This window comes from Microvirga thermotolerans, assembly GCF_009363855.1.
GTDB lineage: Bacteria > Pseudomonadota > Alphaproteobacteria > Rhizobiales > Beijerinckiaceae > Microvirga > Microvirga thermotolerans.
On record NZ_CP045423.1, the window covers coordinates 2,797,317 to 2,822,887 of the forward strand.

The 25,571-nt window shown below is 69.2% G+C and carries 20 protein-coding genes; 4 read left to right on the forward strand and 16 right to left on the reverse strand.

Features of this window, described 5'->3' with window-relative positions; all coding sequences use genetic code 11:
* The first annotated feature begins 226 nt into the window (after nt 1-226).
* The 3 genes from GDR74_RS13270 to GDR74_RS13280 all read left to right on the forward strand — a co-directional run bounded on the left by GDR74_RS13270 (nt 227) and on the right by GDR74_RS13280 (nt 5,370).
* Nucleotides 227-2,338: a S9 family peptidase gene (locus GDR74_RS13270; RefSeq protein ID WP_152586747.1), complete on the forward strand. Its 2,112-nt coding sequence runs from the start codon at nt 227-229 to the stop codon at nt 2,336-2,338.
* An 89-nt stretch (nt 2,339-2,427) separates the two neighbouring features.
* Nucleotides 2,428-4,740, forward strand: coding sequence for a PAS domain-containing protein (locus GDR74_RS13275; protein ID WP_152586748.1), 2,313 nt, complete (start codon nt 2,428-2,430; stop codon nt 4,738-4,740).
* A 75-nt stretch (nt 4,741-4,815) separates the two neighbouring features.
* Nucleotides 4,816-5,370, forward strand: a complete 555-nt coding sequence (locus GDR74_RS13280; RefSeq protein ID WP_152586749.1) for an isochorismatase family protein — start codon at nt 4,816-4,818, stop codon at nt 5,368-5,370.
* Here the strand turns inward: GDR74_RS13280 and GDR74_RS13285 are convergent.
* The gene (locus tag GDR74_RS13285; RefSeq protein WP_152586750.1) at nt 5,363-6,415 is read right to left on the reverse strand and encodes a hypothetical protein; all 1,053 of its coding nucleotides are present in this window, start codon (nt 6,413-6,415) and stop codon (nt 5,363-5,365) included. The two genes, GDR74_RS13280 and GDR74_RS13285, sit on opposite strands and share 8 nt — an antisense overlap.
* 174 nt (nt 6,416-6,589) lie before the next feature.
* Here GDR74_RS13285 and GDR74_RS13290 point away from each other — a divergent pair, with 174 nt between their 5' ends.
* Complete coding sequence (locus tag GDR74_RS13290) at nt 6,590-7,189, forward strand: superoxide dismutase (RefSeq protein WP_152586751.1); 600 nt, start codon at nt 6,590-6,592, stop codon at nt 7,187-7,189.
* Between the two features lie 113 nt (nt 7,190-7,302).
* On the opposite strand, the gene GDR74_RS13295 is transcribed toward GDR74_RS13290, so the two are convergent.
* From GDR74_RS13295 to GDR74_RS13365, 15 genes are all read right to left on the reverse strand, one after another.
* Nucleotides 7,303-7,602, reverse strand: coding sequence for an AzlD family protein (locus GDR74_RS13295; protein ID WP_152586752.1), 300 nt, complete (start codon nt 7,600-7,602; stop codon nt 7,303-7,305).
* Nucleotides 7,599-8,312, reverse strand: coding sequence for an AzlC family ABC transporter permease (locus GDR74_RS13300; protein ID WP_152586753.1), 714 nt, complete (start codon nt 8,310-8,312; stop codon nt 7,599-7,601). Before GDR74_RS13300 ends, GDR74_RS13295 begins: the two co-directional genes overlap by 4 nt.
* A 66-nt stretch (nt 8,313-8,378) precedes the next feature.
* The gene (locus GDR74_RS13305; RefSeq protein ID WP_152586754.1) at nt 8,379-9,245 is read right to left on the reverse strand and encodes an AraC family transcriptional regulator; all 867 of its coding nucleotides are present in this window, start codon (nt 9,243-9,245) and stop codon (nt 8,379-8,381) included.
* Between the two features lie 57 nt (nt 9,246-9,302).
* Nucleotides 9,303-11,459 carry an NAD-dependent DNA ligase LigA gene (gene ligA / locus GDR74_RS13310; RefSeq protein WP_152586755.1) on the reverse strand — a complete coding sequence of 719 codons (2,157 nt, stop codon included), beginning with the start codon at nt 11,457-11,459 and terminating at the stop codon, nt 9,303-9,305.
* Between the two features lie 393 nt (nt 11,460-11,852).
* Nucleotides 11,853-13,526, reverse strand: a complete 1,674-nt coding sequence (gene recN / locus GDR74_RS13315) for a DNA repair protein RecN (protein ID WP_152586756.1) — start codon at nt 13,524-13,526, stop codon at nt 11,853-11,855.
* Between the two features lie 12 nt (nt 13,527-13,538).
* Entirely contained in the window at nt 13,539-14,435 is an 897-nt protein-coding gene (locus tag GDR74_RS13320) for an outer membrane protein assembly factor BamD (protein ID WP_152586757.1), read from the reverse strand.
* Nucleotides 14,436-14,668: 233 nt separating this feature from the next.
* The gene (gene lpxC, locus GDR74_RS13325) at nt 14,669-15,616 is read right to left on the reverse strand and encodes a UDP-3-O-acyl-N-acetylglucosamine deacetylase (protein ID WP_152586758.1); all 948 of its coding nucleotides are present in this window, start codon (nt 15,614-15,616) and stop codon (nt 14,669-14,671) included.
* 288 nt (nt 15,617-15,904) lie between these two features.
* Complete coding sequence (gene ftsZ, locus GDR74_RS13330) at nt 15,905-17,632, reverse strand: cell division protein FtsZ (protein ID WP_152586759.1); 1,728 nt, start codon at nt 17,630-17,632, stop codon at nt 15,905-15,907.
* A gap of 103 nt (nt 17,633-17,735) precedes the next feature.
* Nucleotides 17,736-19,058, reverse strand: a complete 1,323-nt coding sequence (ftsA, locus tag GDR74_RS13335; protein ID WP_152586760.1) for a cell division protein FtsA — start codon at nt 19,056-19,058, stop codon at nt 17,736-17,738.
* On the reverse strand, nt 19,055-20,035 hold the full coding sequence (locus tag GDR74_RS13340) for a cell division protein FtsQ/DivIB (protein WP_152586761.1): 981 nt from the start codon (nt 20,033-20,035) through the stop codon (nt 19,055-19,057). Before GDR74_RS13340 ends, ftsA begins: the two co-directional genes overlap by 4 nt.
* Nucleotides 20,002-20,925: a D-alanine--D-alanine ligase gene (locus GDR74_RS13345; RefSeq protein ID WP_152586762.1), complete on the reverse strand. Its 924-nt coding sequence runs from the start codon at nt 20,923-20,925 to the stop codon at nt 20,002-20,004. The genes GDR74_RS13340 and GDR74_RS13345 overlap by 34 nt, the downstream gene beginning before the upstream one ends.
* Before the next feature lie 60 nt (nt 20,926-20,985).
* Complete coding sequence (gene murB, locus GDR74_RS13350; protein ID WP_152587770.1) at nt 20,986-21,903, reverse strand: UDP-N-acetylmuramate dehydrogenase; 918 nt, start codon at nt 21,901-21,903, stop codon at nt 20,986-20,988.
* A complete protein-coding gene (gene murC, locus GDR74_RS13355; RefSeq protein WP_152586763.1) occupies nt 21,900-23,315 on the reverse strand; it encodes a UDP-N-acetylmuramate--L-alanine ligase in 1,416 nt (471 codons plus the stop codon). Before murC ends, murB begins: the two co-directional genes overlap by 4 nt.
* Nucleotides 23,312-24,427, reverse strand: coding sequence for an undecaprenyldiphospho-muramoylpentapeptide beta-N-acetylglucosaminyltransferase (gene murG / locus GDR74_RS13360; protein WP_152586764.1), 1,116 nt, complete (start codon nt 24,425-24,427; stop codon nt 23,312-23,314). Before murG ends, murC begins: the two co-directional genes overlap by 4 nt.
* On the reverse strand, nt 24,424-25,569 hold the full coding sequence (locus GDR74_RS13365; RefSeq protein WP_152586765.1) for an FtsW/RodA/SpoVE family cell cycle protein: 1,146 nt from the start codon (nt 25,567-25,569) through the stop codon (nt 24,424-24,426). Before GDR74_RS13365 ends, murG begins: the two co-directional genes overlap by 4 nt.
* Between the last annotated feature and the right edge of the window lie 2 nt (nt 25,570-25,571).

Consider the following 25,571-nt stretch of genomic DNA (forward strand, 5'->3'; position numbering starts at 1 on the left):
ATCTTACGAGACGCAATAAAACCGACTGGTTAAAAGTCTTAACCATCACCATAGGTAAGCAGGATGTGAAAATTCGCACCGTATCGACCCTAAGAAGTAGTCAGAAATCGTTTCAGCCCATTGCTTGGCGTTTCCTGACGGGGCCGCGCCGGACCTGGAACGGCAAATCCGAGTTATGTATGAGTAACCTTTGCCTTTCCGGCACGATTTCAGATCTGGATATACGATGAACCGCGAACGCCCGTCGCCGCTTCCCCTGCCGCCTGCGCCCTCCATTCCGGCGAGGGACCACAGCTTCGAGATCCACGGGGTGCGCATCCGCGACGCGTATGCGTGGCTCAAGGCGGAGAACTGGAAGGAGGTTCTCAAGGATCCCGAGGCCCTCTCCCCCGCGATCCGGACCGTGCTGGAGCGGGAGAACGCCTATGCGGCCGAGGTCTTCCGCGGCACGGAGGCGTTCCAGCAGGCGCTGGTCGCGGAGATGCGCGGGCGCATCAAGGAGGACGATTCGTCCGTGCCGGCGCCGGACGGGCCCTATGCCTACTTCACCCGCTACCGGGAAGGCGGCCAGCACCCCCTGATCTGCCGGATGCCCCGGGAAGGCGGGGACGAGACGATCATGCTCGACGGCGACCGGGAAGCGGAGGGCCACGCCTTCTTCGACCTCGGCGGCGCCGACCACTCGCCCGACCACCGGCTGATGGCCTGGTCGGCCGACGTGAAGGGGTCCGAATACTTCACGATCCGCGTGAGGGATCTGGCGACGGGCCGCGATCTCGGCGACGAGGTGCCGCGCACCTCCGGGGATGCGGTCTGGATCGGGGATTCCTCCGGCTTCTACTATGTGGAGCTCGACGACAATCACCGCCCGGTGCGGGTGAGGCGCCACATCATCGGAACGCGTCCGGAGGAGGACGAGGTCGTCTACGAGGAGAAGGATCCCGGCTTCTTCGTGAAGGTCGGCCTCACCCAGTCGGGCGCCTTCGTCGTGATCGAGGCGAGCGACCACGAGACCTCCGAGGTCCGGCTTGTCGATCGGGCCGACCCGGCGGCCCGGCCGCGGCTCGTGGAGGCCCGCACGCCGCAGCTTCAGTACGACGTGGAGCATCGCGGCGACGAACTCGTCATCCTCACCAACGCGGACGGCGCGGAAGACTTCAAGATCGTGACCGCCCCGGTCGCCGCGCCGCAGCGCGAGAACTGGCGGGACCTGGTGCCCTACCGCCCCGGCGTGATGATCCTGTTCGCGATGGCCCTGGCGCGATACCTCATCCGCCTCGAGCGGGAGGACGCCAAACCCCGCATCGTGATCCGCGACTTCGCCACGGGCCGCGAGGAGACCATCGCCTTTCCCGAGGATACCTACTCCCTCGGCGTCGACCCGGGCTACGAGTTCGACACCGACACGATCCGCTACCGCTATTCCTCCCTCAAGACGCCGAGCGAGGTGATCGACTACGATCTTCGCACGGGCGGCCGCGTGCTGCGCAAGCGCCAGGAGGTGCCGAGCGGTCACGACCCGGACGCCTACGTGACCCGCCGCATCTTCGCCATCGCGCCCGACGGCGCGGAGGTGCCGGTCTCGCTCGTGCACCGGCGCGAGGTCGCGCTCGACGGCTCGGCGCCGCTCCTGCTCTACGGCTACGGCTCCTACGGGGTGTCCATGTCGGCGGGCTTCCGCACCAACATCCTGTCCCTGGTGGATCGCGGCTTCGTCTATGCCATCGCCCACATCCGCGGCGGCACCGAGAAGGGCTGGCGCTGGTATCTCGACGGCAAGCGGGAGAAGAAGACCAACACCTTCACCGACTTCGTCGCCGCCGGCGAAGCCCTGATCGCGGCGGGATACACGTCCCGCGGCCGGATCGTCGCCCATGGCGGCAGCGCGGGCGGCATGCTCATGGGCGCGGTCGCCAACATGGCGCCGGACCTCTTCGCCGGCATCGTCGCGGAGGTTCCCTTCGTCGACGTGCTCAACACCATGCTCGACGCGGACCTGCCCCTGACCCCGCCGGAATGGCCGGAATGGGGCAATCCCGGCGCGGACGAGGCCGCCTTCCGGACCATTCTGTCCTACTCGCCCTACGACAACGTGAAGCCGCAGGCCTATCCCGCGATCCTCGCCCTCGCGGGCCTGACGGATCCCCGGGTCACCTACTGGGAGCCCGCCAAGTGGGTGGCGCGCCTGAGGGCCACGATGACCGGCGGCGGCCCGGTCGTGCTCAAGCTCAACATGGAGGCGGGGCATGCGGGGGCGGCGGGGCGCTTCGACCGCCTGGAGGAGGTCGCCCTGGCCTACACCTTCGCCCTCATGTGCGTCGAAGGGTTTCGGGACTGAGTGGAACTTCCTTACATTTTCGATGCTATAAGGACTGGGCCGAACCTTTCGGAGCGGGAAGCCCCGTCGTCGAGCGAGAACAGGCGTCCATGACAAGCCAAGGCAGCCCGTCCACCCTTCAGAATCCCGCGTCCTCGTCGAGCGACGCGGAGCGCCTTGCCGCGCTGGAAAGGCGCCTGCAGGAGACGGAAAGGGCTCTGCGCCAAAGCAACGCCAAGCTGCGCCTGGCGCTGGAACTCGGCCGCTTCGGCCTCTGGGAGCGGGACCTCGCCAGCGGCCAGATCGAGGCGAATGCCACCTGCAAGGCGCATCTCGGCCTCGCCCCCGACGAGCCCCTCACCGTCGAGCGCCTGAGGAGGCTGCAGCATCCGGCCGACGTGGAGCGCATCGAGCAGGCCATCGCCTACGCCCTCGCCACGCGAACCGACTACCACGTCGAGCACCGGGTCCTGCGACCCGACGGCCGCATCGGTCGCATCCTCGTGAAGGGCTGCGCGTTCTACGAGGGCGACACCCCCGTGCGCCTGGCGGGCACGACCCAGGACCTCACCGAGCGCGAGCGGATCCGTGAGGAGGCGCAGCAGGCACAGCGCCGGCAGGAGTTCCTCCTCACCCTGAACGACCAGCTCCGCAGCTTCCAGGACCCCTTCGACATCATGGAGACCACGTCGAAGAGCCTGGGGCGCCTGCTCAAGGCCGACAGCGTCGGCTACGGCGAATACGACAAGGCGCGCGACGTGGTGATGGTGGAACGCGAGTGGTCGCGCGGGGTGGTCAGCAACGAGGGGCGCAGCTTCGCCTTCAGAGACCTCCCCCTGTGGGCCGTGGAGGACCTGGAGCGCGGGCGCACCCTGGCCATCGCCGACGTGGCGACGGATCCGCGCCTGGGCGATCCGGCACACCGGGCGGTGTACGCCATGCTCAACGTGAGATCGTCGATCACCGTGCCGCTCCTGAACCAGGGGCAGCTCAGGGCCTTGCTCTACATCAACGCGTCGGAACCGCGCCCGTGGAGCGACGAGGACGTTTCGCTGATCGAGGACGTCGCCAAGCGCACGTGGATCGCCATCGAGAAGGCGCGGGCGGAGATCGGCCTGCGCGAGACGCAGGCCCGCTTCGAGATCATCGCCGAGTCCCTGCCGGCGCTGGTGTGGATCCTGCGTCCGGACCTCAACCTCACCTACACGAACGAGCGATGGGTCACCTATTCGGGCCTTCCGCCGGAGAATGCGCTCGGCCACAGCTGGATGAACGCGATCCATCCGGACGATCTGGCGAAGATCCTGGAAGACGTGCCGGGCCTCATCCGCACCCAGGAGAACTACGAGACCGAAGCGCGCTATCGCTCCACGAACGGCGTCTATCGCTGGCATCTGATCCGCGCCGCGCCCCTGCACAATGCGAAGGGCGAATTCACGGGCTGGGTGGGAACCAGCGTCGACATTCACGACCTGAAGGAGACCGAGAAGGCCCTGCGCATGAGCGAGGAGCGCCTGTCGCTTGCGCAGCGCGCGGCGGGCATCGGCGTCTTCGACTGGGACATTTCTGCCGGGAAGGTCACGTGGACGCCCGAGCAGGAGAGCCTCTTCGGCATCGAGCCCGGCACGTTCAGGGGCGAGTTCGCCGACTGGGAAGAGAAGGTCCTGCCGGAGGATCTCGGACCGGTCAACAAGACGATCCAGGAGGCCCTCGGGCGCGGCGACGGCGAGATCAACGTCGTCTACCGCATCCGCCGGCCCGACGGCAGCATCCACGACATCGACACCACCGCGCTCCTCTTCTACGACGCGGAGGGCAAGCCGCTTCGCATGATCGGCGTCAACATCGACGTCACCCGCTACAAGCAGGCGGAGCAGCGTCAGCAGCTGCTGATCCGCGAGCTGCATCACCGGGTCAAGAACACCCTGGCCACCGTTCAGGCCATCGTCGGCTCCACGGCCCGCTCCGCCGCGAGCATCGAGGAATTCTACCAGGGCTTCGTCGGGCGCATCGTGTCCCTGGCCCGTACCCACAACATCCTGACCGAGCACTACTGGCAGGGCGTCCCTCGAGGAGCTGATCCAGACGGAGCTCGGTCCCTACGAGGACGAGGCGCGCAACCGCATCACCCTGAAAGGGCCGCCGATCGAGCTGCCCTCCGAAGCCGCGGTTCCCATCGGCATGGCGGTCCACGAGCTGACGACCAACGCCGCCAAGCACGGCGCCCTGTCCACCTTCGGCGGGCACGTGGACGTCACCTGGACCGTCGAGGACAGGGACGGCAAGCCGACGCTCTCGTTCACCTGGACCGAGCACGGCGGACCGCGCGTCACCGGCCCGAGCCGCCAGGGCTTCGGCACGCGCCTTCTGCAGCGGGTGCTCATCGCCCAGCTCAACGCGCAGGTCGAGATGGATTACGATGAAGCGGGACTGCGCTTCCGCATGACGATGCCCATTCCCGAGCAGATGCCCCTCTTCAACCCGGCCCCGTGACGCCCATGCTCCTGAACGCCGCCCGCTCCCACCTGATCGTCGTCGACATGCAGGAGAGGCTCATGCCCGCCATCCATGGCGGCGAGGGCCTCCTCCCGAAGGTCCGGTTGCTCCTGAGGGCCGCGGAGCGGCTCCGCATCCCGGTCACGGTCACGGAGCAGTATCCGAAGGGCCTGGGGCCCACCATCCCGCAGGTCGCGGACCTGCTCCCCGCAGGGACGGTCGTGCTGCCGAAGGTCAGCTTCTCGGCCGCGGGCGACGAGGCGACCGCCCGCCGGATCGCCGCGCTGCGCGGCGAGGGCCGCGATCAGGTCGTGATCTGCGGAATCGAGGCCCATGTCTGCGTGCTGCAGACGGCCCTCGCCCTGCACGCGACGGGACTTGCGGTCTTCGTGGTCTCGGATGCGGTGTCGAGCCGCGCACCGTCGAGCGTCTCGGCCGCCTGCGCGCGCCTGCTCCATGCGGGCTGTCACTGGATCGACGCCGAGATGGCGCTCTTCGAGTGGCTGGAGAAGGCGGGCACGGACGATTTCCGCGCCCTCTCGGCCCTTCTCAAGTGATGCGCGTGCCGCCCTCGCCGGTGGCGATGAACTGCTTCAGTTCGTCCAGGGATTGGAACCTGAACGTGCCCTGCGGAGTCTCGGCCTCGATGGAGCCGTCTGAGTACATCACGTAGCGGTTGTCGCCGGAATTGTAGCTTCCGATCACCGTGGGAGCGCCGGCCTGTTCCCGTTCGGGCGCGTCCTCCGCCGCAGCAGCTTCCGGCTCGGGCTCGGATTCCGGCTCGGGCTCAGGCTCGCGCTCCGGTTCGGCGCGCGGCCCGGGCTCGGGCGCGAAGAGATCCTCGTTCCGCTCCTCCGGGGCAGCCTCGGCTTCCGCCGGTTCCGCCTCGACGGAGCGGATCTCCGCGTAGAAGGTTTCATGATAGCGTTCGGAGACCAGGAAATCGGGGATGCGCCCTTCCGGCTCCGCGGAGGCCTCGTCATGCGTCGAGGCAGCCGCCGCGCGATCCTGGACCTCGCGATCCTGCGTCTGGGGCTCGCCCTCGCGGGGAGGTTGGCGGAACATGTCATTCGACGGCTCGCGGTAAGGCCGGGCTCCGATGAAGCGCTCGAGCCCGCTCTCCTCCGGCGCCGCCGGGGCTTCGCGTCCGTGCGCCGGGGTTTCGGTCTCGGGCTGCGGCCGCACCGCTTCGGACCGTTCGGCCGCCGCGCCCTTCGGCGCCTCGCCGAACAGCGGCAGCGTCGGCTCCTCCGGCCGGGGGGCTTCCGCCGGCGCGGCTTCCGCAGAGGATCGGTCGAACAAGCCTCCGGCGAGCGCCGCCAGCGACACGCCGGCCGCCGCTCCCGCGGCGGAGGAGGCCGCGAGCGCCTCCTCGTCCTCCACCAGGTTGGCCTGGAGGCGCATGAGCTCGGACTGGATCCTCGTCAGGCGGGACACGATGGCCGCCACGCCCAGGAGCAACGCGCCGCTCGCCGCGCTGATGCTGCCCGCGATCACCATGGTCCAGCCGCGTTCGAGGAGGACGATGTCCCAGCCCAGTATCGTGGCGAGGAGGCCGCCGACGATCATCGCGAAGGCGAGGGCGAAAAGGGCGATGACCATCCTGTCTCCGTTACGCAAAACACAGTCTCACAAAAATGCAGAGTTCCGATTTTATAAGGCAAAGGCCAAGGCAAGGAAAGCTTGGCGGGAAAAAAGTCGGAAGCTTGACCGTTGCCCTGGAGCCCCTGCCGCTTTAACTAACGCGCAGGTCGCTCAACTTCGAAGGAGACGCCAATGTCGTTCACCCTGCCGGAACTGCCTTACGCCTACGATGCGCTGCAGCCTTACATGTCGCGGGAGACGCTGGAATATCATCACGACAAGCACCATGCGGCTTACGTGAACACCGGCAACAACCTGATGAAGGGCACCGAGTTCGAAGGCAAGAGCGTCGAGGAGGTCGTGAAGGGCTCCTACGGCAAGAACCAGGCGCTCTTCAACAACGCCGGTCAGCACTACAACCACATCCACTTCTGGCTCTGGATGAAGCCGAACGGCGGCGGCGCGCTTCCGGGCAAGCTCGAGAAGAAGATCGTCGAGGACCTCGGCTCCGTCGAGAAGATGAAGGAGGACTTCATCCAGGCCGGCGTCAGCCAGTTCGGCTCGGGCTGGGCCTGGCTCGCCGTGAAGGACGGCAAGATCCAGGTGATGAAGACCCCGAACGGCGAGAACCCCCTCGTCCACGGCGCCCAGCCGATTCTCGGGTGCGACGTGTGGGAGCATTCCTACTACATCGACTACCGCAACCGTCGTCCCGACTACCTGAAGGCCTTCCTCGACAACCTGGTGAACTGGGAGCATGTCGAGGAGATGTTCGAGGCGGCGATGCGCTGACCCGGCGCGCTTCCGCTCCCGCAATGCGGGAGCGGGCGCTTCTCGCGGCCGCGGGGCGTGGGCCCTTCGCGGCCGTTTTCGTTTCCGGGACCCTCTGCGTCTCCGCTGCGCTCTCACATGATGCCGCGCAGCAGCACGACGGCGGCCACGCCCACGGCGACGGTCGCAAGGAGCGGCAGCCGGAACGCCGCGACGGCGGCGATCGCGGCGGCGATGGCCTCGGGCCAGCCGGAATTGAGCGCGGTCGGCGCGATGACGGCGACGAGAACGGCGGGCGGTATCGCGTCGAAGGCGGCCTTGGCGCGCCCCGTGAGGGCGAGCCGGTCCGCCACGAAGAGGCCCGCGATCCGCGTCGCGTAGGTCACGAGCGCCATGGCGAGGATGGCGAGCAGGTTCGTCGCGTCGATGCTCATGGGCGGGAGCTCCCCTCCCCTGCCGCGAGATAGGCGGCGGCGATCCCCGCCAGCGCTCCCGAGGCCACGTGCCAGGGCGCTCCGACGAAGCGATGGACGAGGGCCGCGACCGCGGCGCTCGCCGCCACCGTCACCAGGGTGACGCGGCTGCGGCCGAAGCTCGCCACGAGGCCGATGAAGAGCGCCGTGAAGGCGAAATCCGCCCCGAACCGCGCCGGATCGCCCAGAAGCGAGCCGAGCACCGCCCCGAGGGTCGTCGAGACCACCCAGTTGAAGTACAGCACGGCCGCCATGGCGGCCCAGTAGGCGCCGGTCACAGGCCGGTCGAGGGCGCGGCGCTCCGCCAGCGCCCAGGACTCGTCGGTCAGGAAGAAGAACGCCGCAAGCTTCCCGCCCCGGCTCAGATCGGCCTTGGGGGACAGGGAGGCTCCCATCAGCACGTGACGCACGTTGATGAGGAAGGTGCCGAACGCGAGGGCGAGGACAGGCGCGGGCGAGGTCCAGGTCTCGATGGCCGCAAACTGGGCGCCGCCTGCGAAGACGAGGGCGGACATGAGCGCGACCTCGGCGGGACTGAGCCCCTTCGTCACGGCGACCGCGCCGAAGAGAAGGCCGATGGGAACGGCCGCGATGGCGGCCGGAGCGATGTCGCGCAGCCCGGCGCGGGCATCCCGCCGCGCGGATGCGATGTAAGGGTTCGCTTGATCCATGGGGTCGTATCCGTTTGCGCCCTTATAAAGGACGGGCAACGCGCGGTCTTGGACGAAAGTGCCGTCTCAAGCCGCGCGGTAGGCGCCGGGGGTGATGCCCATGCGCGCCTTGAAAACCCGGTTGAGATGGCTCTGGTCGAAGAACCCGCAGGCCGCCGCGACCTCGCCCGGCGCCTCGCCCCGCTCGAGGAGCCGCCGCGCCGCGCGGAAGCGCCGGTCCAGAAGATAGGCATGCGGCGTCAGGCCGGTTTCCCTCTGGAAGGCGCGGATGAAGTGGCTGCGGGACAGCCCCGCCATGGCCGCGAGGCTCGCCAGGTCCGCCTCGCTCGCCAGATGCGATTCGAGATAGTCCCTCACGCGGGCGATGCCCCTCGTGCCGTAGCGGAGCGGCGCCGGCGCATCGAGATTGGCCCAGCGGGCGATGAGCTGCGCGAGATAGGCGACCAGACGCGCATCCTGCTCCAGCTCGGAGATCCGGACCTCGTCATGGCAGAGGCAGGCATGGAGCTGCGCATGGGCGCGGGCAAGCTCCGGATCGTGCATGACCGCGTGGGGGAACCAGGGCGGATTCGCGAGCGGCCGCCCGGCCACCTCCTCCGCGATTTCCCGGATCAGCTCCACGGAGGGATAGAACGTGCGGTACTCGAAGCCGCCGCCGTAGGGCTCCCCGTCGTGGATCTCGTCCGGGCAGACGACGGCGACGGTCCCGGGCCCCGCATAATGCTGCTCGCCCCGGTAGAAGAACGTCTCGCAGCCCGACAGCACCGCCGCGATGGCATAGGTCTCGTGGCTGTGCCGGGCATAGGCGTGGCGGCGGAAGGTCGCGCGCAGGCATTCGAGGCCGCGATGGCGCGGCACCCGCCAGAAATGCGTCACGTCGCCGGCGGCGCGCTGTTCGGGATCGAGCGAGTGCTCCGGGCTGAGAACCGTCATGGCCGCATCATGCCACAGGAGGAGGCGTCCGTCTTGGACAGGAGTCTCCCCGCCCCGTCACGGGCGGCCCACGAGCGCGAACCAGCCGTCCTCGTCGAGGACCTGGACGTTGAACTCCTTCGCCTTGTCGAGCTTCGAGCCCGCGCCCGGACCGGCGACCACGATGTCGGTCTTCCTGGAGACGGAGCCCGCCACCTTGGCGCCGAGGCGCTCGGCCATGGCCTTGGCCTCCTCCCGCGTCATCTGCTCCAGGGAGCCGGTGAACACCACGGTCTTGCCGGCGACGGGGGACTGCGTGACAGCCGCCTCCATGGGTTCGACCGTCACCTGCGCGAGAAGCGCGTCGAGCATCTCCTCGTTGTGCTTCTCCTTGAAGAACTCGACGATGGCCTCCGCCACGACCGGACCGATGCCGCCGATGGCGGTCAGCTCCGCATGGGCCTCCGAGGCGGGATCGGCGGCGGCCCTCGCCGTCTCCCGCAGGGCCTCGAAGGTGCCGAAATGCCTGGCGAGGAGCCGGGCCGAGGTTTCGCCGATATGCGGGATGCCCAGGGCGAAGATGAAGCGGTTGAGCGCGACGGTGCGGCGCGCCTCGATGGCCGCGAACAGGTTCTTCGCGCTGGTCGCTCCCCATCCTTCCCGCTTCTCGAGCCGCTGGAGGCTTGCGGCATTGCGCGCTTCCAGGGTGAAGATGTCCTGCGGGCTCCGGATCAGCCCCTCCGCGTAGAACTCCTCGATGCGCTGCTCGCCCAGCCCCTCGATGTCGAAGGCGTTCCGGGAGACGAAGTGCTTCAGCCGCTCCCGCGCCTGGGCGGGGCAGATCAGCCCGCCGGTGCAGCGGCGCACCGAATCCTCCTTGCCCGTGCGCGGGTTGACCTCGCGCACCGCATGGCTGCCGCAGGCGGGGCAGACCGTCGGAAAGACATAGGGCTTCGCCTCGGGCGGGCGCTTGTCGAGCACCACGTCGAGCACCTTCGGGATCACGTCGCCCGCCCTGAGCACCACCACCGTGTCGCCGATGCGGATGTCGACGCCGTTGCGGATCGGCTGCCCGTCGCCGCCGATGCCCTTGATGTAGTCCTCGTTGTGCAGGGTGGCGTTCGACACCACCACGCCGCCCACGGTGACGGGCTTCAGCTTGGCGATGGGGTTGAGCGAGCCCGTGCGGCCCACGTTGATCTCGATGTCCTCCAGCACCGTGAAGGCCTGCTGCGCGGGGAACTTGTGCGCCAGCGCCCAGCGGGGCGAGCGGGACACGTAGCCGAGGCGCGTCTGGAGCGCGAGGTCGTCCACCTTGTAGACCACGCCGTCGATGTCGTAGCCGAGATTGGCCCGGTCGGCCTCGATGGCGTGGTAATGCGCCAGCATCTCCCCGACGCTCGCGCACAGGCGCGTGAGCGGATTCGTTCTGAAGCCGAAGCCGGCGAGGGCCTCGATCATCCCGTGCTGGGTCGTCGCCGGCATCTCGCTCGCCTCGCCCCAGCCATAGGCGAAGAAGCACAGGGGCCGCGAGGCGGTGATCGACGGATCGAGCTGCCGCAGGCTGCCCGCCGCCGCGTTGCGGGGATTGGCGAAGAGCGGCTTGCCTGCCGCCGCCTGGCGCTCGTTGATGGCGGCGAAGTCCTTGTGCGAGAGATAGACCTCGCCGCGCACCTCGAACACCTCGGGGATCTTCGAACCCGCGAGCCGGTGGGGGATGTCGTGAACCGTGCGGGCGTTGGCGGTGACGTCCTCGCCCACCGCGCCGTCGCCGCGGGTCGCCGCGCTCACGAGGCGGCCCTCCTCGTAGCGCAGGCTCAGGGACAGGCCGTCGATCTTCGGCTCCGCGGTGAACAGGAGCTCCGCCTCCGGCTTGAGCTGGAGGAAGCGGCGGATCCGCTCCACGAACTCCTCCACCTCCACGTCCTCGAAGGCGTTGGCGAGGGAGAGCATCGCCGCCCGGTGGCGGATCTTGGCGAATTTCTCGGAGGCCCTGGCGCCGACCTTCCGCGTCAGGCTCTCGGCGCTCGACAGCTCGGGGAACCGCGCCTCCAGCGCCTCGTAGCGGCGGCGCAGGGCGTCGTACTCGGCATCCGAGACGGTCGGCGCATCCTCCTCGTAGTAGCGCCGGTCGTGCTCCGCGATCTCGCGCCCGAGCATGTGGTGCTCGGCCTGGGCCTCGGCGAGGGAGAGCCGGTCGACGGGAGTGTCCGAGGAAGTCTTGTGCCGGGCCATGGATCGAATCGGAATGAGGGACGACCGCCACCATAACGCCCCCGGCGCGACTCTCCAGGGAGAACGCCGGGGGACGCCGGTTTCCTGTCGATACAGGGGCCCGCCGTCATTAAGGGACGCCGAGGGTCGGGCCTGACCCGAAGGGCGACGCGAAGCGGAGAAACCCGTGGCCGCTGGCGATCCGCAAGAAAGCGCAGCGGCCGCCACGGCTTTCTCTCCCGAACCGATAGAGGTTGCGGATTCCGGGCCCAGCGCTCCGCCCTGTCCCGGAATGACGGGGGCAGCCGTTATTGGTCTGCCGAACGGCTAGAGCGGAGTGCGATTCCATCGAAGCACAATCCGCTCTAAGGGCCGTGCCAGCGAAAACCGGTTTCCCCTTCTCCTGAAAATGCTCTAACGCACCGCCGCCTCGAGGAGCCGGGCCGCGGCGGCGCGGGCTTCCTCGGTGATCGTCGCCCCGGCGAGCATGCGGGCGATCTCCTCCCGGCGCGGGCCGTCGTCGAGGGGGACGACCCGGGTGGCGACCCGGTCCGAGCCGCGGACGGCCTCCTTCGCGATGAGGAAATGGCTCGTTGCGCGGGCGGCGACCTGGGGCGCGTGGGTGACGGCCATGACCTGCACCCGGCGGGCGAGCCGGGCGAGGCGCTGGCCGATGGCGTCCGCCACCGCGCCGCCGACGCCGGTGTCGATCTCGTCGAAGACCAGGGTCGGAGCGGAGCCCTTGTCGGCCAGGACCACCTTGAGCGCCAGCATGAAGCGCGAGAGCTCGCCCCCCGAGGCCACCTTCATGAGGGGGCCTGGACGGGTGCCGGGGTTGGTCTGCGCCCAGAATTCGACCCGGTCGAACCCGTTGGGATCGCGGCTGTCCTCATCGGTCTGGATTTCGGTGATGAAGCGGGCCCGCTCCAGCTTGAGGGGCGGCAGCTCGGCCTGCACGGCGGCATCCAGCGCCTCGGCCGCCCGGCGCCGTCCGGCGGAGAGCACCTTGGCGGCGGCCACGTAGGCGCGCTCCGCCTCCTTGAGGGCCGCTTCGAGGGCGGCGAGCCGCTCCTCGCCCGCGTCGATGGCAGCAACGTCCGCGACGAAGCGCTCCCGCAGGGCCGCGAGCTCGTCGGCGGGCACGTCGTACTTGCGGGCGGCGGCGCGCAGGGCGAACAGGCGCTCCTCGGTCTGCTCCAGCTCGCGCGGGTCGAACTCGGCGGCGCGGATCGCCTCCTCCAGGGCCGTGCGGGCCTCGTCGATGGCGACGAGAGCCGCGTCGAGCGCCCTGACGCTGGGCTCGACCAGGGAGGGCGCCTGGGCGCTGCGCCGCTCCAGCTTGCGCACGGCGGCCGACAGGACGGGAACGGGGGACGCGGAGCCGGCCACGGCCTCGAAGGCCTCGTTGAGCTCCGTCGCGACCTTCTCCGACTGCATCATGACGATGCGGCGCTCGGAGAGGGCCTCCTCCTCGCCCGGCTGGGGCGCGAGCTTCGTCAGCTCCTCGACCGCGTGGCGGAGGAAATCGGCCTCCTTGCGCGCCTTCTCGATGCGCGCACGATGGTCGTGAAGAGCCTGCCGCGCCTCGCGGACCCGGCGCGACGCCTCGCTCACCGCCTGGACCTCCCCGGCGAGGCTGCCGAAGGCATCGAGGATGGCGCGGTGCGTGGCGGGGTCGACCAGGGCCCGGTCGTCGCGCTGGCCGTGGATCTCGACCAGCGCCGCGCCGATGGCCTTGAGAACCTGCACGCTCACCGGCTGGTCGTTCACGAAGGCCCGCGTCCGCCCGTCCGCCACCTGCACGCGACGGAGGATGAGATCGCCCTCCACGTCGATCTCGGCGGCGGCGGCGATGCGCCGGGCGGGATGGTCCATGGGACAGTCGAACACGGCCGTGACCTGCCCCTGCGCCTCCCCGTGCCGGACGAGGCTTCCGTCGCCTCGCCCGCCCAGGGCGAGCGCGAAGGCGTCCAGCAGGATCGACTTGCCCGCCCCGGTCTCGCCCGTGAGGACGCTCAGCCCCTCGCTGAAATGCAGCTCGAGCCTGTCGATGAGGACGATGTCGCGAATCGCCAGCTGAATCAGCATGGAAGGTGGGGCTTACCCCGCCCGCTGGCTGACCTGGGGAACGCCGCGGAACGCCTTGCTGATCCAGGACTCGGAGTTCTCGCGCGGCTCGACGCCGCCCTTGGTCAGCAATGCGTAGGCGTCCTTGTACCAGGGACTGTCGGGGAAGTTGTGCCCGAGGACCGCTGCGGCGGTCTGCGCCTCGTTGACGATGCCCATCGCCATGTAGGCTTCCGTCAGGCGCTCCAGGGCCTCCTCCACGTGGCGGGTCGTCTGGTAGCGGGACACCACGGTGCGGAAGCGGTTGATGGCGCCGGAATAGTTGCGCTTCTGCAGGTAGAAGCGGCCGACCTCCATCTCCTTGCCGGCGAGCTGGTCGCTCGCGACCTGGATCTTCTTCTTGGCGTCGGCCACGTATTCCGACTTGGGATAGCGCTGGATCAGCTCCTGCAGGGCCATCAGGGCGCGCTCGGACTTCTCCTGGTCGCGGGTGATGTCGGGGATCTGGTCGTAGTAGGATGAGGCCAGAAGGTACTGCGCGTAGGCCGCGTCGGGCGAGGACGGGTGCAGCTGCAGGTAACGCTTCGCGGCGGTGATGGATTCCTCGTAGAGGCCGCCCTCGTAGTTGGCGTAGGCCGCCATGATGAGCCCTTTGCGGGCCCACTCGGAATAGGGATACTGCTTGTCGAGGGCCGAGAACTTCTTGGCGGCGCCCTCGAAGTCCCGCTTCTGGATGCGGGCGAGGCCGTCGTTGTAGAGCTGCTCCGCCGGGACGTCCGCCACGATTTCGGGCTTGTAGGTCTCGCTCTTGTCGAACGGATTGAGCGACGAGAGCGTGTCGCAGCCGGCAACGGCCAAGCCGCACGCCCCGATCGCCAGCGCGCGCACGGCGGCGCCTTTCAATCCTGAATAAGCCTTCGCGAAAGACATGCCTCGCGGTCCTCCGAAATTGGTGCCCGGGTTGTAACGGTGCATTGCAGGCTCTTTAACCCATGCTCATGCAAAGCGCCAACCCTATCCGTCAGGCTTTGTCGCGCCGGCTTGGGGAAAGGGCCGAAATTCGTGCGGCCAAGGGGCGCCCGGCCATGAAGAGGGGCGCCCGGCCATGAAAAGAGGCCGTCCGGCCCGCAAGGGGCGCCCGGAAGAGCGGGAGCGGAAGGGCGTCAGTGGACGTCCGGGGCGAAGGCCGGAACGGCGATGCCGTTCCCGATCTCCGCATAGCCGGTCTCCCGGCGGGCGCCGCTGTCGACGATGGCGTAGTTGGAGCGGCTCGCGAACAGGGCCTCCAGCACGGAGAAGTTCAGCCGGTGGCCGCCGCAATAGGAGCGGTAGGTGCCGAGGAGCGGGAAGCCGGCCAGGGACAGGTCGCCCACCGCATCGAGGATCTTGTGGCGCACGAACTCGTCCGCATAGCGCAGGCCCTCGGGGTTCATCACCCCCTCGTCGCCGATGGCGACGGTGTTCTCGAGGGATGCGCCGAGGGCGAAGCCCGCGCTCCAGAGCTTCTCCACGTCGCGCATGAAGCCGAAGGTGCGAGCCCGGGAAATCTCCTTGCGGAAAACGGACGGCGACAGGTCGACAGCCTTGCGCTGGCGCCCGATCACCGGCGTCGGAAAGTCGATCTCCACGTCGAGGCGGAAGGCGCGCTCGTTGGGCAGGAGCTCGGCGAAGGCCTTGCCCTGGGTGACGCGGACCGGCTTGAGAACCTTGAGATAGCGGCGGGACGCCGCCTGGGAGACGAGGCCCACCTGATCGATGGCCTCGATGAAGGGAGCGGAGCTGCCGTCGAGGATCGGAACCTCGGGGCCGTCGATCTCGACGAGCACGTTGTCCACCCCGAGGCCGGTGAGCGCGGCCATCAGGTGCTCGATGGTCGCCACGGCGCCGCTCTCGCGGTCCCCGATCACGGTGCAGAGCTCGGTGGCGGTGACGGCGAGGTGCCGGGCGTCGATCAGGCGCTCGACGCCGCCGGGCAGGCCGGTGCGCAGGAAAGCGATGCCATGGTTCACCTCCGCCGGATGGAGGACGATCTTGACCTCGTCCCCCGAATGGACGCCCGCCCCGCTGAGGGAGACGGCTGCGCGAAGCGTGGTTTGCTGGCTCTGCTTCATCTTGACTCGACCTCGAACGCCCTGCTCCTGGCGGTCATCCCGCCCGGGCACCGAGCGCCCGCTGTTACCGTTTGCGACCCGCGGAATTCCGACGAATCCCGCCTTCAAGCTGAGGCAAGATAGGACTCGCGTCGGGCCAGGCCAAATCACGCTTTCTTACCGTGTGTTACAACCTCGACAATTCGCAAACCATTGAAAAGTAAACGAATTATTAAAAAGACCCCCGGCCGGGCGGCGGCCGGGGGCTTCTTCTGCAACAGGTCCGTGAGGGCGCTTTCGCGCAGCCGGTCAGTTCGCCTGGCGGCGGAGGAAGGCCGGAATCTCCAGCTGGTCGTCCTCCACCCCGCGCTGGGCCGCCGGGGCCCGGGGCGCCGGCTCGGGATGCCCCTGGGCCGGGCGGTAGCCCTGCGGAGCGGCGGGCCGCTTGGCGTATTCCGCGTGGACCGGAGACATCTGCTGGCGCGGCGCCTCGGGGGCCTGACGCTGCGGAGCGGGCTCCGGCTGGGCGTGGTGGTCGTCCCGGCGGCCGAAGCCCACCGTGGCGAGGCGCTGAAGCAGGGACATGCGCTTCGTGTCGTGCGGCGGCTCCTCGCCGCGGCTGGCGCGGATCTGGTTCTGCGCGGGCATCGGCAGCTCGTCGATCCGCGGCATCCGGGCCGGGCGCATGGCGCGCTCGGGCTGCGGCGGGATGAAGGCTCCCTGGGGAGCGACCGGCTCCTCATAGGCCCGCTCGGCAACGACCGGAGCCTCGTAGGCCATGGCCTGCTTCGGCTGGGTCGGCGTGAGGACGACGTCGTCCCGCACCACCGGCTGCGGCGCCGGCTCGGCGGCCGGAGTCGCAAGGGAGGCATAGGCGGGGGCGGACGGAGCCGGAGCGGGAGCCGTTTCGACCGGGGCGGGAGCCGCCTTCACCGTTTCGGCTGGGGCGGCGGCGCGAAAGGTGGGGACGGCCTGGGCCTGGGCGGCCCGGGCGCGGGCCTCGGCCCGCAGGCGCTCGGCCACCTCCGAGATCCGCTGCTCGGTGGAGGACAGGTCGGCCGCTTCGCCCGCCGCCTGGTCGATGCCCGTGGCCACCACCGACACCCGGATGATGCCCTCGAGGCTCTCGTCGAAGGTGGCGCCCAGGATGATGTTGGCGTCCTGGTCGACCTCCTCGCGGATGCGGGTCGCCGCCTCGTCGAGCTCGTAGAGGGTGAGGTCATTGCCGCCGGTGATCGAGATCAGCAGGCCGCGCGCGCCCTTCATCGACACGTCGTCGAGGAGCGGGTTGGCGATGGCCGCCTCGGCGGCGCGGATGGCGCGCTTCTCGCCGGAGGACTCGCCGGTGCCCATCATCGCCTTGCCCATGCCGCGCATGACCGAGCGCACGTCGGCGAAGTCGAGGTTGATGAGGCCCTCCTTCACCATCAGGTCGGTAATGCAGGCGACGCCCGAGTAGAGCACCTGGTCGGCCATGGCGAAGGCGTCGGCGAAGGTCGTCTTCTCGGTCGCGACGCGGAACAGGTTCTGGTTGGGGATCACGATGAGCGTGTCGACCGACTGCTGCAGCTCGGTGATGCCGGCCTCGGCGAGGCGCATGCGGCGCACGCCCTCGAACTGGAACGGCTTCGTGACGACGCCGACCGTGAGGATGCCCAGCTCGCGGGCGGCTCTCGCCACGACCGGCGCCGCGCCGGTGCCGGTGCCGCCGCCCATGCCGGCGGTGATGAACACCATGTGCGAGCCGGAGAGCTGGTCGCGGATCTCGTCGATCACCTCCTCGGCGGCGGCGCGGCCGACCTCCGGCTGCGATCCGGCGCCGAGGCCCTCGGTCACCTGGATGCCCATCTGCACGATGCGGTCCGCCTTGGAGGAGGCCAGGGCCTGCGCGTCGGTGTTCGCGACCACGAATTCCACGCCCTGGAGCCCGGACTCGATCATGTTGTTCACGGCGTTTCCGCCGGCGCCGCCGACGCCGAAAACCGTGATGTGCGGCTTGAGTTCCCGGATATCCGGAGCTTTCAGATTGATAGCCATGACCTGTTGCCTCTTTGGCCTTTATACCGACAGCGTTCGGCCGACGCCTGCCATTGGTTGACTTGAACTCTGGACGGTGGCCGCCGCGCCACCGCCTTACGCGTTAAAAACTCTCGCGAATCCAGCGGCCCACCCGGGAGATGTAGCCGTCGGTTCCCGTACCCTGAAACAAGCCGCCGGAACGCGGCTCGAAATACTCGATATGCGCCACCTGCGGATAAACCAGCAGGCCGACCACCGCCGAGAAGGCGGGGCCCTTGGCGGCTTCGGGCAGGCCCTTGATGCCGAGCGGACGCCCGACGCGGACCTGGCCCTGAAGGATGCGCCGCGCCGTTTCCGGCAGGCCGACGAGCTGGCTCGCGCCGCCCGTCAGCACGACGCGCCGACCGGCCTGCGCGGCGAAGCCCGCCGATTTCAGCCGGTCGCGGACGAGTTCGAGAATCTCCTCGACCCGCGGCTTGATGATCCTGACCAGATGCGACTTCGGCAGGTGGTTGGGAACATCGCGTTCGTCCTCGTCGACCTGCGGCACCGCGATCATGTCGCGGTCGTCCGCGCTCGACGCGATGGCCGAGCCGTAGAGCGTCTTCAGGCGCTCAGCGGCGGACACGCGCGTCGTCAGGCCGCGGGCGATATCCATGGTCACGTGGTGGCCGCCGACGGCGATCGCGTCGGTGTGCACCAGGTGCCCGTTCATGAAGATCCCCACGCTCGTGGTGCCGCCGCCGAGATCGACCACTGCGCAGCCCATGTCCGCCTCGTCGTCCACGAGGGCGGAGAGGCCCGCCGCGTAGGGTGTGGCGATCACCGCCTCGACTCCGAGGTGGCAGCGCTCGACCGCCAGCATCAGGTTGCGCGCGGCCGCGGCCTCGGAGGAGACCACGTGCAGGTCCACGCCCAGGCGCTCGCCGATCATGCCCGCAGGGTCGACGATATGGTGCTGCGCATCGAGCGAGAAGCCCGTCGGCAGCGCGTGGAGAACCGCCCTGCCCCGCCGGGGATCGTAGCTGCTCGCGATGTCGAGCACCCGGTGCACGTCGCCCGGGCCGACCGCGCCGCGCACGGGGACGTGCGCCTCGAAATGCTCCGAGCCGAGCCGGCCGCCCGTCAGGTTGACGATCACGGACTGGATCTCGACCTTCGCCATCCGCTCGGCCGCGTGCACCGCCTGCCGGATCGACGTCTCCGCCGCCTCCAGGTCGACGACGACGCCGCCCTTGAGGCCCATGGAGCGCTGGTGGCCGATGCCGAGGATGCGCGCCACGTGGGTGCGGCTGCGCAGCGACTCGATCTCCTCGGCGGGCTTCAGCTCCGCGACGATGCAGACCACCTTGCTGGTGCCGACGTCGAGGACCGAGAGAATGGCGCTCTTGCGCGAGGACAACGGCTTCAGGCGCGGTGTCAGGCCATGACCCGGGCGACTCATGTTTCCACTCCCTTGCCGCGCACCGGCTTCTTCTTCAGGGCCTCGGCGCGGGCCGAGGCCGCTTCCTCGGTGAGGCGGACGACGACGCGATCGGCCATGCGCAGATCGATCGCCAGAACGTCCTTCTCCAGAATCTTCTGCTCGCGTTCGAGCTTCGCGAGCCGCGCCAGCGCGTCGGCGGCCCCGAGCTCGGGCAGGCTCACGTCCATGCCGTTGTCCATCTTCAGCGTCCAGCGGCGGCCGGCGACGAGGGTGCCGGCGCGGATGCGCTCCTTGAGCGGTCCCGCCGCCTCGAGCAGGGCGATGTAGTCCTTGCTGCGCCTGTTGGCTTCCTCGCCGACGACGAAGGGGAGGTTCGCGTAGCGGGCGTCCTGCATCAGGTCGATCACCGTGCCGTCCTCGGCGATGACGAAGAGCTCGCCCTTCAGCTGCCAGATCGCGGCGGGCTCGCGCTCGGAGAGGCCGATGACCAGCTCGTTCGGATAGAGCTTGCGCACGGTCGCGCTCTTGATCATCGGCACGTGCTCGAGCCGCTCGCGCACGGTGTTCACGTCGAGGAACGGCAGGGAGAGCTTCGCGTCGAGCCCGGCGGCGGCGAGCACCTCCGACTCGCGCATCTGCGAGATGCCCGAGATCGTGATCTGCTCGAGGCCGAGCCCCAGCATGCGGGCGAGCGCGTGGTGGGGCTCGCCGTTCTTGCGGATGAAATCGTTGAGATGGCCGCCCTGCCAAAGGCCGGTGACGGCGACCGTGCCGAAGAAGCACAGGGTCAGGACCGTGCCGAGATGGCGCGGAACGCGCTTCTCGATCGGCAGCCCGGAACCGCGGCGACGAACGCTCCGCACCGGGCGGAAGCGTTCGAGGAACCCGATTCGCGGAGCGCCCGGCCTGCGCGGCTCGGCGAGGGCGGCGCGCGCAACCGTGGCGCCGGCCCTGTGGGCCGTCATCGGTTGCAGGTAGCGTCCTCCACCATCCATTGCACAAGCTCGCCAAACGAATAGCCCGCGTGGGCTGCCAGTTCTGGCACCAAGCTTGTCTCGGTCATGCCGGGTTGCGTGTTGACCTCCAGAACGACGAGTTCCCCGGTTCCCCCGGGCGTATCGTCGTACCTCAAGTCGGCGCGGCTGATTCCCCGACAGCCGAGCGCTTGATGCGCCGTTAACGCCAACTCTTGGACCTTTTGGTAAATATTCGGTTTAATTTCTGCCGGGAGGACGTGAATGGAGCCCCCCTTCGCATACTTTGCGTCGTAGTCGTAGAACACCCCCGTGGCGGGCTTGATCTCGATCACGCCGAGGGGCCTGTCGCCCATGACCGCGCAGGTCAGCTCCCGGCCCGCAACATAAGATTCCACAAGCACTTGCTCACCGAAGGCCCAGTCCTCGCGCAGGAGTTCCTGGGGCGGGTGGGTGCGATCCTCGCGCACGATGATGACCCCCACCGACGAGCCCTCGCTCACCGGCTTGACCACGTAGGGCGCGGGCATGACGTGGGTCCGGGCGGCCTCCGAACGGTTAACGACCACGCCCCGCGGAACCGGGACGCCGGCGGCCTGCATCACCACCTTGGCGCGGTCCTTCTGCATGGCGAGCGCCGAGGCGAGGACGCCGGAATGGGTGTAGGGGATGCGCAGGATCTCGAGCAGGCCCTGGATGGTGCCGTCCTCTCCCACGCGCCCGTGCAGGGCATTGAAGACCACGTCCGGCGCCGTCGCCTGGAGGACGGTGGCGATGTCGGGCTGCACGTCGATGGGCGTGACCTTGTACCCGCGCTCCTCGAGCGCCCTGGCGCAGGCGCGGCCCGAGGCCAGGCTGACCTCCCGCTCCGCGGACCAGCCGCCATGAAGGACGGCAACGTGCTTGGCCATGATGTGCTCCCCTCGCGCCCGCCAGTCCCCGGCGGGGCCTCGCAGTGATTCGGCCGGGCCTCAGGGACGCCCGACGCGCTTGATTTCCCACTCCAGCACGATGCCGGAAGCCTCGCGCACCCGGCGGCGGACCTCCTCGCCGAGCGCCTCGATGTCGGCCGCCGTGGCCGCCCCGTGGTTGACCAGGAAGTTGCAGTGCATCTCGGAGACCTGGGCGTCGCCCCTGCGAAGCCCGCGGCAGCCCGCGGCGTCGATCAGCTCCCAGGCCTTGCGCCCGTCGGGGTTCTTGAACGTCGAGCCGCCCGTGCGGGTGTTGACGGGCTGGCTGGACGAGCGCGCCTCGGTGATCGTGTTCATCTCGGCCAGGATGGCCTCGGGATCGCCGGGGCGTCCCTCGAAGAGCGCTTCGGTGAAGATCACGTCGTCGGGCACGGCGGAATGGCGGTAGGTGAAGCCCATTTCCGCATTGGTGTAGGTCACGCGCGCGCCGGAGCGGGTGAGCCCCCTCGCCTCGACGAGGACGTCCTTCGTTTCGCCGCCATAGGCGCCGCCGTTCATGCGCAGCGCGCCGCCGACGGTGCCGGGAATGCCGCGCAGGAAGGAGAGGCCCGCGATGCCGGCCTCCGCCGCCGCCCGCGCCACCTTCACGTCCGGCGCCGCCGCGCCGGCGCGGATGCGGTGGTTCTCCTCCACCGAAATGTCGGCGAAGCCCTTGCCGAGGCGGATCACCACGCCCTCCCACCCGCCGTCGCGGATGAGCAGGTTCGAGCCGAGGCCGACCACGAGGACCGGCACCTGCCCGTCGAGGCGGGACAGGAAATAGGCGAGATCGTCCTCGTCCGCGGGCGTGAACAGGACCTGGGCGGGCCCGCCCGTGCGGAACCAGGACAGGGGCGCCGTCGGCGCGTTCGCCTCGAGCCTTCCCCGCAGGTCCGGCATGGCGGATTTCAGCTGGGGCACGATGTCCGGGAACATCAGGCCGCCTTCTCGCCCAGCGCCTCGAGCTCGCCCGGCAGGGCATAGGCCCATTGGGTGATGTTGCCGGCCCCGAGGCAGAGCACATAGTCGCCCGGCTTCGCGATGCCCTTGATGAGGCCCGCGAGGTCCTCCGACCTGTCGAGCGCCATCACGTTGCGGTGGCCGCGCGCCTTGAGGCCGGACACGAGGCTGTCCCGGTCGGCGCCGGGGATCGGCTGCTCGCCCGCCGCATAAACCGGGGCGACGATCACGGAGTCCGCGTCGTTGAAGCAGGTGCAGAACTGGTCGAACAGGGAGGACAGGCGCGTGTAGCGGTGCGGCTGCACCACCGCGATCACCCTCCCCTCCGTGGAGGCGCGGGCGGCCTTCAGCACCGCCGCGATCTCGGTGGGATGGTGGCCGTAATCGTCGAACACGGTCACGCCGTTCCACTCGCCCGTGCGGGTGAAGCGCCGCTTCACGCCGCTGAACGAGGCGAGCGCCTTGCGGATCGCATCCGGCGAGACGCCGAGCTCGTGCGCGACGGCGATGGCGGCGGTCGCGTTCAGCGCATTGTGCGCGCCGGGCATGGGGAGGACGAGATCCTCCAGCTCCTGGCGGAAGCCGGGGCGGCGGTCGCGGATCATGACGCGGAAGCGGTTCTGCCCGCCGCGCGAATCCACGTCCATCAGCCGCACGTCGGCCTGCGGATTCTCGCCGTAGGTGATGATGCGCCGGTCCTCGATGCGGCCGACGAGGTCCTGGACGACGGGATGGTCGATGCACATCACCGCGAAACCGTAGAACGGGATCGAGTCGATGAAGGAGCGGAACGCGTCCTTGATCGCGTCGAAGGTGCCGAAGTGATCGAGGTGCTCGGGGTCGATGTTGGTGACGACGGCCACATCGGCGGGAAGCTTCAGGAAGGTGCCGTCGGACTCGTCCGCCTCCACCACCATCCACTGGCCCTCGCCCATGCGGGCGTTGGTGCCGTAGGCGTTGATGATGCCGCCGTTGATGACCGTCGGGTCGAGCCCGCCCGCGTCGAGCAGGGTCGCGACGAGGGAGGTGGTGGTGGTCTTGCCGTGGGTGCCGGCGACGGCGACGCAGGACTTGAAGCGCATGAGCTCGGCCAGCATCTCCGCGCGGCGCACCACGGGCAGGCGCCTCTCGCGGGCGACGACGAGCTCGGGGTTGTCGCGCTTGATCGCCGTCGACACCACCACGATCTCCGCCCCGTCCACGTTCTCGGCCCTGTGACCGACGAAGGTCTTGATGCCCTTCTCCGCGAGACGCTTGACGTTGTAGTTGTCGGCGGCGTCGGAGCCCTGCACCGTATAGCCGAGATTGTGCATCACCTCGGCGATGCCCGACATGCCGATGCCGCCGATGCCGATGAAGTGAATGGGTCCGAGTTTCGGCGGCAGCTTCATGGTTTGTTGTCCTTCTTGTCAGAGGCGAGTTGGAGCACGGCCTGCGCGAGGCGCCCGGCGGCATCCGTGATGCTGGCGCTATGTGCGGCAGCCGCGGCCCGCGTCAAGCGGTCCGGCTCCCGCAGGAAGGCGGAGATCTCCCGCGCCAGGCGCTCGGGAGTGAAGTCCGTCTGCGGCAGAACGATGGCGGCGCCCCGCTCGCCCAGGGTCCGGGCGTTGGCGGCCTGGTCCTGGTCGATGGCGCCCGGCAGCGGCACCAGGATCGAAGGCCGTCCGATGACCGCGAGCTCCGCCACCGTCGACGCTCCAGAGCGGGCGACGACCAGATGGGCGTCCGCCATGCGTCGCGGCAGATCCTTGAAGAAGGGCTCGGCCTCGAAGAGAATGCCGAGCCGGGCGTAGTGGGCCCGCACGCGCTCCAGGTCCTCTCCCCTCGCCTGCTGGCAGATCCCGATGCGCGCCCGCAGTTCCGGGGCAAGCGCCTCGATGGCGGGCGGAACCACGTCGCTCATCACCCGCGCGCCCTGGCTGCCGCCCACCACGAGGAGGCGCAGGGTCCCGTCCCCCGTCAGGGCGGGATAGGGCACGCGCGCGGCCTCGGTCACGGCGGGGCGCACGGGATTGCCCGTGTGGATCGTCCGGCCGGGCACGCCGTCCGGCACGCCCTTGATGGAGGAGAAACCCGTCGCGATGACGGAGGCGCGGCGTGCGAGAAGCCTGTTGGCCCGCCCCATCACCGCATTCGCCTCGTGGATCACGGTGGGAACCTTCAGCAGGGACGCGGCCATGAGCGGGGGGACCGTCGGATAGCCGCCGAAGCCGACGGCGACCGTGGGCCTGAGGCGGCGGACGGCCTGCATCGCCTTGAACGTGCCGCGGAGCAGCACGAGGGCGGCCTTCGCCATCTCCGGCGGCGAGCGCCTGGAGGGCGTCGCGGAGGGAATCTCCACGATCTCGTCGGCGGGAAAGGAGCCGGCATAGGCATTGGCGCGCCTGTCGGTCGCAAGGACGACGCGGGCGCCCGACGCCTTGAGCACATTGGCGAGGGCCTCGGCCGGGAAGAGATGGCCGCCGGTGCCGCCGGCGGCGAGGAGGATGAGGGGACCCGTCATGGGCGCGCGGCGTCCTGAGCGAAGGAGTCCATCGTCTCGGCCCGCGGGCGGCGGCGCGTGAGGGCGATGAGGAACCCCATGCTGAGCGCCAGCGACAGCATGGACGAGCCGCCGTAGGAGATGAAGGGCAGCGTCATGCCCTTCGCGGGCATGAGGTGGACGTTCACCATCATGTTGATGGCGGCCTGGAGGCCGAACATCATGACGAGGCCCGTGGCCGCGAGGCGGCAGAAGGTGTCCTCGTTGCGGCGGGCGAGCGCGAGCCCGCGCAGGACGATGAAGGCGAAGAGCAGGAGCAGGCCGATGCACACCACCACGCCGAACTCCTCGGCCGTCACGGCGAAGATGAAGTCCGTATGCGCGTCGGGGAGGATGCGCTTCACCGAGCCCTCGCCCGGCCCGCGCCCGAACCAGCCGCCGCGGGCGAAGGATTCCATCGCCATGTCGACCTGGAACGTGTCGCCGGAAGACTTGTCCATGAACCGCTCGATGCGCGCACGCACGTGGGGCAGGAACTCGTAGGCCGCCACCACCCCGACGAGACCCGCACCGCCGAGGCCCATCACCCAGAACCAGTGCAGCCCGGCCACGAAGAACAGGCCGCACCACACGGTGGTGATCAGCATGGTCTGGCCAAAGTCGGGCTGGAGGATCAGCGGCACGATGGTGGCCGGAAGGATGAGGAAGGCGAGCAGCGCGCCCGGCATGTCCTTGCGCCGCGCCCCTTCCGAGAAGGCCCAGGCCGCGAGGACCACGAAGGCGGGCTTCACGAACTCCGAGGGCTGGATGCCGAGGGGGCCGATCATGATCCAGCGATGCGCGCCCTTGATCTCCGGACCGAACTGGAAGGCCAGGAGGATCAGGGCCATGCCGACGAGATAGATGAACAGTGCGAGCCGCCGCACGTGGCGCAGGGACAGGAACGACACCGGCAGCAGGATGGCGAGGGCGGGGATGAGGAACAGAACCTGGCGGTTAACGAAATGGAAGGTCGAGAGACCCAGCCTCTCCGCGACCGGAGGACCGCCCGCCATGAGGAAGACGAGGCCGGCCAGCGAAAGGACCGCGAGGGCCGCCAGGAGCAGCCGGTCGACGGTCCACCACCAGTCGCCGAAGGCCGAACGTTCCGCGCGTGACACCATGG

Excerpts from the sequence above, each read along its gene's own strand:
- GDR74_RS13270 (WP_152586747.1), top strand. The coding sequence starts at position 227 with ATGAACCGCGAACGCCCGTCGCCGCTTCCCCTGCCGCCTGCGCCCTCC.
- GDR74_RS13275 (WP_152586748.1), top strand. The coding sequence starts at position 2,428 with ATGACAAGCCAAGGCAGCCCGTCCACCCTTCAGAATCCCGCGTCCTCG.
- GDR74_RS13280 (WP_152586749.1), top strand. The coding sequence starts at position 4,816 with ATGCTCCTGAACGCCGCCCGCTCCCACCTGATCGTCGTCGACATGCAG.
- GDR74_RS13285 (WP_152586750.1), bottom strand. The coding sequence starts at position 6,415 with ATGGTCATCGCCCTTTTCGCCCTCGCCTTCGCGATGATCGTCGGCGGC.
- GDR74_RS13290 (WP_152586751.1), top strand. The coding sequence starts at position 6,590 with ATGTCGTTCACCCTGCCGGAACTGCCTTACGCCTACGATGCGCTGCAG.
- GDR74_RS13295 (WP_152586752.1), bottom strand. The coding sequence starts at position 7,602 with ATGAGCATCGACGCGACGAACCTGCTCGCCATCCTCGCCATGGCGCTC.
- GDR74_RS13300 (WP_152586753.1), bottom strand. The coding sequence starts at position 8,312 with ATGGATCAAGCGAACCCTTACATCGCATCCGCGCGGCGGGATGCCCGC.
- GDR74_RS13305 (WP_152586754.1), bottom strand. The coding sequence starts at position 9,245 with ATGACGGTTCTCAGCCCGGAGCACTCGCTCGATCCCGAACAGCGCGCC.
- ligA (WP_152586755.1), bottom strand. The coding sequence starts at position 11,459 with ATGGCCCGGCACAAGACTTCCTCGGACACTCCCGTCGACCGGCTCTCC.
- recN (WP_152586756.1), bottom strand. The coding sequence starts at position 13,526 with ATGCTGATTCAGCTGGCGATTCGCGACATCGTCCTCATCGACAGGCTC.
- GDR74_RS13320 (WP_152586757.1), bottom strand. The coding sequence starts at position 14,435 with ATGTCTTTCGCGAAGGCTTATTCAGGATTGAAAGGCGCCGCCGTGCGC.
- lpxC (WP_152586758.1), bottom strand. The coding sequence starts at position 15,616 with ATGAAGCAGAGCCAGCAAACCACGCTTCGCGCAGCCGTCTCCCTCAGC.
- ftsZ (WP_152586759.1), bottom strand. The coding sequence starts at position 17,632 with ATGGCTATCAATCTGAAAGCTCCGGATATCCGGGAACTCAAGCCGCAC.
- ftsA (WP_152586760.1), bottom strand. The coding sequence starts at position 19,058 with ATGAGTCGCCCGGGTCATGGCCTGACACCGCGCCTGAAGCCGTTGTCC.
- GDR74_RS13340 (WP_152586761.1), bottom strand. The coding sequence starts at position 20,035 with ATGGATGGTGGAGGACGCTACCTGCAACCGATGACGGCCCACAGGGCC.
- GDR74_RS13345 (WP_152586762.1), bottom strand. The coding sequence starts at position 20,925 with ATGGCCAAGCACGTTGCCGTCCTTCATGGCGGCTGGTCCGCGGAGCGG.
- murC (WP_152586763.1), bottom strand. The coding sequence starts at position 23,315 with ATGAAGCTGCCGCCGAAACTCGGACCCATTCACTTCATCGGCATCGGC.
- murG (WP_152586764.1), bottom strand. The coding sequence starts at position 24,427 with ATGACGGGTCCCCTCATCCTCCTCGCCGCCGGCGGCACCGGCGGCCAT.
- GDR74_RS13365 (WP_152586765.1), bottom strand. The coding sequence starts at position 25,569 with ATGGTGTCACGCGCGGAACGTTCGGCCTTCGGCGACTGGTGGTGGACC.